Annotated in this window: 1 protein-coding gene; it reads left to right on the top strand. The window is 35.0% G+C overall.

What is annotated here, in order from left to right; genetic code table 11:
- Positions 1 to 70 precede the first annotated feature (70 nt).
- Positions 71 to 991, top strand: coding sequence for a transposase family protein (locus tag QUA57_RS28570; protein WP_333065171.1), 921 nt, complete (start codon positions 71 to 73; stop codon positions 989 to 991).
- Positions 992 to 1,147 lie beyond the last annotated feature (156 nt).

Here is a 1,147-nt window from a genome sequence, read left to right as displayed (position 1 = left end):
CAGTAGACATCTCCAAAATAGTAACAATTCGTGATAATATCACATCCTAAAGCTTTTTTGACACAGAAACATGAGCGACATACTAAATCATATTGAAGAGCATCCTAAAGAAACACAGCGATTAATTGGCTTGGATTATGAGCAGTTACAACAATTAATCCAAAACGCGGAACGATTACATCATGAAAAACAAGCTTTATTAGAATCAAAGAAAGTTAGACTTATTGCTGGTGGAGGCGGTAGAAAACCGAAACTATCTATGGGCGAACAAATAATTTTAACAGTGGTCTATCTGAGGCATATGATAACATTTCAAATTCTGGGCATCCAGTTTGGAGTAAGTGAGTCTACAGCTAATGATACATTTAACTATTGGTTGCCGCACCTGCGAGAATTGCTACCATGTAGCTTACTTGAACAAGTAAAAAAAAACGCTGCTGACTATGAAATAGTCAAGGAAATACTCACAGAATATGAATTAATAGTAGATACCTACGAACAAGTCAGAGAAAGACCTGGAGATAAGGATGAACAAGAAAAATACTTTTCAGGCAAGAAGATTACTCATACATTCAAAAGTCAAATAATTATCATGCCAGATGGTAGAGATATCGTTGATGTTGTGGCAGGGGAACCTGGACCTAAAAGCGATATAACTTTATTCCGAGAAGAACGCTCACAGTTTGACCCTCAACAAAGATTTAAGGGAGATAAAGCTTACGTTGGAGAAGCTTTAATTACAACTCCTATTAAAAAACCCAGAAATCGAGAATTAACAACTGAACAAAAAGAACAAAACAAAGCATTTTCGGCTAAAAGAATCTTTGTTGAACATCGAATTCGCTCGCTCAAAATATTTCGAGTTGTCCAAGAAAGATTTAGGTTGAATTCCCAAAAATATGAGAAAGTAATTTTAACGATTTGTGGAATAGTAAGGTTGCGAATTGGAGCCTTAATATTACCAGAACAAGCGGTGAAAGCGTCCGATTAAAATTAACAAAGTTCACTCACTATTTTGGCATAATTATCAACAATAAATATCTCAAAGTCTTGTTTTATTGTACACACTAGCTAATTTACGATGATTACATTGATGTCGTATAACTTAACTATAGAGAGGCTTTGATTGTTTTCGGAGATGTCTAGT

The organism is Microcoleus sp. Pol7_B2, assembly GCF_036701035.1.
Taxonomy (GTDB): domain Bacteria; phylum Cyanobacteriota; class Cyanobacteriia; order Cyanobacteriales; family Microcoleaceae; genus Microcoleus.
Note: the sequence above shows the minus strand (reverse complement) of the source record. Positions and strands in the feature narration are given on the sequence as shown.

What these genes read in the sequence shown, in the direction of transcription:
- QUA57_RS28570 (WP_333065171.1), top strand. Translation starts at nt 71, where the DNA reads ATGAGCGACATACTAAATCATATTGAAGAGCATCCTAAAGAAACACAG.